At 64.6% G+C, this 4,511-nt stretch carries 4 protein-coding genes and 1 pseudogene; 3 read left to right on the forward strand and 2 right to left on the reverse strand.

The annotated features are described in order from the left end of the window. Positions 1–532 (reverse strand): hypothetical protein (locus AC1P6P_RS08665; protein ID WP_481402040.1); only part of this gene is annotated, 532 nt, incomplete at its 3' end. Between the two features lie 150 nt (positions 533–682). Here AC1P6P_RS08665 and AC1P6P_RS08670 point away from each other — a divergent pair. Then, entirely contained in the window at positions 683–1,264 is a 582-nt protein-coding gene (locus AC1P6P_RS08670; protein WP_481402041.1) for a methyltransferase family protein, read from the forward strand. Here AC1P6P_RS08670 and AC1P6P_RS08675 read toward each other — a convergent pair. Next, positions 1,245–2,828, reverse strand: a complete 1,584-nt coding sequence (locus tag AC1P6P_RS08675; RefSeq protein WP_481402042.1) for a lysine--tRNA ligase — start codon at positions 2,826–2,828, stop codon at positions 1,245–1,247. The two genes, AC1P6P_RS08670 and AC1P6P_RS08675, sit on opposite strands and share 20 nt — an antisense overlap. A 54-nt stretch (positions 2,829–2,882) precedes the next feature. Here AC1P6P_RS08675 and AC1P6P_RS08680 point away from each other — a divergent pair, with 54 nt between their 5' ends. Together AC1P6P_RS08680 and AC1P6P_RS08685 are read left to right on the forward strand one after the other, a co-directional pair. After that, positions 2,883–3,302, forward strand: coding sequence for a hypothetical protein (locus AC1P6P_RS08680; protein ID WP_481402043.1), 420 nt, complete (start codon positions 2,883–2,885; stop codon positions 3,300–3,302). 7 nt (positions 3,303–3,309) lie between these two features. After that, positions 3,310–4,511 (forward strand): annotated as a pseudogene (locus AC1P6P_RS08685) (ATP-dependent DNA helicase); the annotation flags it as partial.

Here is a 4,511-nt window from a genome sequence, read left to right on the forward strand (position 1 = left end):
AGGCAGTGTAGACGGTCTGGCGATTGAACGGCCGCTCGGCGAGGAGTCTCTGCACCATTTGGGTCGCCTTGGCCTGATCGCCGGCGCTGCGGACCGCATAGGCGCGGGTCATCGCCAGACCCCAGCCGAGGCTGCGGGCATAGAAGGGATCGTCATGCCCCGCCGCCACGGCTTCGGCGGCATCGAGATCGGCGTTGGCCTTGGGGTAGTCGCCGACGGTGATCTGATGGACCGCGCGGGCGCGGTAGAGACTGACCTTGCGCATCCAATAGCGCGCCGGAACATCGGCGAGCGCCGCATCGCAATCGGCGACGCCGACGACACCGCCCTCGGACTTGGCGCGGGTGATGCTGCTGCTCGTCGGTGGCGCAAACAGGAAGAAGGACGAGGCGACATCGGTCATGCCGTCGCTATCAGACGAGGGCGCGCCGTAGCCGTCGCAGCCGCGATATTGGTCATTGGTGGCCGCGCCGGCTTCGGCAGCAGCCAGCGTGACGACCAACACGGCCGCAGCAAGCATGTGTTTTTTCACGATATTTCCCCCCAACGCCGGCGCGTACTGTCGCCCTGGCGCGGGGCCGCGCCCAGTCTGCACGGTGTCGCAAACGGGAAAGCTCTATTTGATGATTGACTCTATATAGCAGAGTAATCTATAAGACGGCAAGACTAGGAGCCTCCACCCATGATGAACCCCGCCCAGACCATCCGTCTCGCCTTTTGGATCAGCTATTTCGCCTGGATCGTGATGGAAATCTGGATTTTCAGCCGTGACCGGCGGGCGGCGGCAGGGGTGCGCAAGGACCACGGCAGTATCTTCGTCATCATCGTGATGATCAGCGCCGGCCAGACCCTCGCCTTCTATGCGGGCGACCTGTGGCCATGGGCGCGGATTGTGCCGGCGATGGATGCGTTCTGGACCGGCATCGTACTCATTTGGGCCGGGATCGTCCTGCGCGTCTGGGCCGTGCTGACCCTCGGCCGCCACTTCCGCACATCCGTTCGTATCCTCGACGACCATGTGTTGGTCACCAGCGGGCCGTACCGCGTGCTGCGCCATCCCTCCTATACCGGCGGGCTGATGACGGTCATCGGCATCGGGCTGGCGCTCGGCAACTGGATTTCCGTCGCCGCCGGCTTCAGCGGCATCTTCATCGGCTACGTCGTGCGCATACTGATCGAGGAAAAAGCGCTGCGCGAACGCTTCGGCGAAGCGTTCGAAGCCCACAAGAAACGCACCTGGGCGGTCATTCCGCCGCTGTGGTGAACTCGCCCTTGAGCGCCCGCTCGATCAGGTTCGCGGTTTCGACGCAGCCGAACAGGGCGGCGAAGGAGCCGAAGCGCGGGCCTTGGCTCTGGCCGAGGCAGACCTCGTAGATCGCCTTGAACCAGTCGCGCAACGGCTCGAACTTGTGGCGCTTGCCGACTTCGAAGATTTCGAACTGGACCTTTTCGGCATCGTGCTCGTCGCCGAAGGCGCGTAGCGTCGCGGCGAGATCGGCGAGTGCGGCCCGTTCCTGCTCGGTGGGGGCGCGGAACTTCTTCGCCGGCTTGACGAAGTCTTCGTAATAGCGGATCGCGAAACCGACCAGCTTGTCGAGACCGCGATTCTTCTCCGGCGAGGCGTCCGGCGCATAAGCGCGGATGAAGCCCCACAACACCTCGCGATTGTGCGCATTGGAGGCGCTGACGAGGTTCAGCAGCAATGCAAACGAAACCGGATAGGTCTCCGCCGGCACCGTGCCGCCGTGGATGTGATAGACCGGGCTTTCGAGATGCTGCGCGTCCTCGGTTTCCTTGTGGCGATAGGCGTCGAGGAACGCAATGTAATCGTCGACGGCGCGCGGGATGACGTCGAAATACATCTTCTTGGCGACGCGCGGCTTCTGGAACATGAACAGCGCCAAGCTTTCCTCGGTGCCGTAGGTCAGCCATTCTTCCACCGAAAGGCCGTTGCCCTTCGATTTGGAAATCTTCTGGCCCTGGTCGTCGAGGAAGAGCTCGTAATTGAAGCCTTCCGGCGGCTTGCCGCCGAGCGCCCGCACGATCTTGGACGACAGCTCGACCGACGAAATCAGGTCCTTGCCCGCCATTTCGTAATCGACGCCGAGCGCCAGCCAGCGCATCGCCCAGTCGGCCTTCCACTGCAGCTTGACGTGGCCGCCGGTGACCGGCGTTTCGATCTTCTTGCCGTCTTCTTCGTAGACGATGGTACCGGCGTCGATGTTGGTTTCGAGCGTCGGCACCTGCAGCACCACGCCGGTTTTCTCCGACACCGGCAGGAACGGCGAATAGGTGGCGCGGCGCTCTGGCCCAAGCGTCGGCAGCACGATGTCGCGCACCTTTTCGTAATGGCGCAGCACCGTCAAAAGCGCCTCGTCGAAGCGGCCGGCCTTGTAGCAGTCGGTGGACGACAGAAACTCGTACTCGAAGCCGAAACGGTCGAGGAACGCCTGCAGCCGTGCATTGTTATGGGCGCCGAAGCTCGAATGGGTTCCGAACGGGTCCGGGATCGCGGTCAGCGACTTGCCAAGATGCGCGTGCAGCATCTCCTGGTTGGGGACGTTGTCGGGGACCTTCCTGAGGCCGTCCATATCGTCGGAAAAGGCGACCAGGCGGGTGGGCAGATCGCTCATCAACTGGAACGCGCGGCGGACCCAGGTGGTCCGGGCGACCTCGCCGAAGGTGCCGATGTGCGGCAATCCGGACGGCCCGTAGCCAGTCTCGAACACGACTTCACGACCCTTCACGCCCCGCGCGAGCAGTTTTCGCGCCTCCTCGAACGGCCAAGCGTGCGCTTTCAGCGCAATTTCCGAGAGGGGCGTGCTCATACTTTGGAATTCCTAAACTCTTTGGAAAGGCGGCGAAGCTAGGCTGGGGGGACCATGACGTCAACGTCCGTACTCGAAAATACCACCCCCGAAACCGATGCGCCCGGCGCCACGGACGAAGCCGTTTTCGCCGCCTTGGAAATGACCTATGGCGCCGAACTGAAACCGGTCCTGACGCTCTATCTCGAAACCTCCGACGCCTTGTGCGAGCGGCTGCAGGAAGCGATGGCTTGTGCCTTCTGGCAGGAAGCGGTTCGCGTCGCCCTCAAAATCGGCCAAGAAGCCGACGCCCTCGGCTTTCATTGTGTCACCAGGGCTGCCCGCAGGCTGGCGGACGGGACCTACCACGCCGACTCCGCCCACCATTTGCGCAACGACGCCCAGTTGGTGGTGTTCGAATATGAGCGCTTCCGGCTGGCGCTGGGGTTTCGCTATCCCAATCTAGTAGCCTCAATGGTCGGTTCCGTCGCATAGTCGCGGCGTGAACGATCCCAGACTCAAAAATCCGATCCTGTTGCAGCTTCAAGCCTTGCCGGCGCTCGTGCCCGCCGGAATGGGGGCCGTGGTTGACGACGGCCAGATTGCCCGCCTCGGCACCGCCCGCGCGGCCGCGCTGGTGGCCGACGGCAATGTCCTGATCGCCAACGCCGCCTTTGTCGCCGGACGGCTGAAGGCAACGCCGGCGCGGCTGGCCTACGACGTGTTGGAGCTCTTCGCCTTCATCCGCCCCGGCGTGGCCTGCGTGCCGAGTGCGCTCGGGATCGCGCGGGCGCTGGGCATCGCCGCGACCGAGCCGACCGGCGTCGCCACCTTGCGCGACTCTGCGCATATGCTGCTCGACGAGCTTGTCGGCCTTCCTGCGCAGACGCTCTCCGTGCTACGGCCGCTGTCGCAGACCATGGCCAAGGCGGGCTGGCGCTGGGCGCCGCTGATCCTCGACCTGATCGAGCCCTCCGAGTTGCAGCGCGCGCCGCTGGCCGGGTTCGAAGTCTGGCGAACGCTGAAGGAGTGGGAAGATGCGCCCGCGCCCGGCAAGCCGTCGTCCGAACCGGTCTCGCCCGAAGAAGCCCGCGCCCGTCTCGCCGCGCTGGTGGGAGGCGGCGGCGAAGAACGGCCCGAACAGCGCGCCTATGTCGATGCGGCGGCATTCGCCTTCAGCCCGCGCGAACGGGCCGGCGCGCCACGCGTCGCCTTGGTGGAAGCGGGCACCGGCATCGGCAAGACGCTCGGCTATCTCGCGCCCGCCAGTCTGTGGGCGGAGAAAAACGGGCCGGGGCTATGGATTTCGACCTACACCCGCAATCTGCAGCGCCAGATCGTGGCCGAATGCGCCCGCCTCCATCCCGATCCCGCCGAGCGCGAGGACAAGGTGGTGGCGCGCAAAGGCCGCGAGAATTATCTCTGCCTGTTGAACTTCGAAGAGGCGGTGAAACGACAGGCGCTGGCGCCCAGCATGCGCACCGTCGCGCTCGCATTGATCAGCCGCTGGGTTGCCGCGACCCGTGATGGCGATATTTCCGGCAGCGGCTTTCCGGCGTTTTTGGCGGCCTATCTGCCGCTGCGCGAAATCACCGACCGGCGCGGCGAATGCATCTATGCCGGCTGCCCGCACTATCGCACCTGCTTCATCGAGAAGATCGTGCGCCGCGCCAAGAATGCCGAGATCGTCGTCGCCAATCATGC

The organism is Rhizomicrobium sp., from assembly GCF_056722145.1.

Coding starts and splice junctions, on each gene's coding strand:
- AC1P6P_RS08680 (WP_481402043.1), top strand. CDS start 2,883: ATGACGTCAACGTCCGTACTCGAAAATACCACCCCCGAAACCGATGCG.
- AC1P6P_RS08675 (WP_481402042.1), bottom strand. CDS start 2,828: ATGAGCACGCCCCTCTCGGAAATTGCGCTGAAAGCGCACGCTTGGCCG.
- AC1P6P_RS08670 (WP_481402041.1), top strand. CDS start 683: ATGATGAACCCCGCCCAGACCATCCGTCTCGCCTTTTGGATCAGCTAT.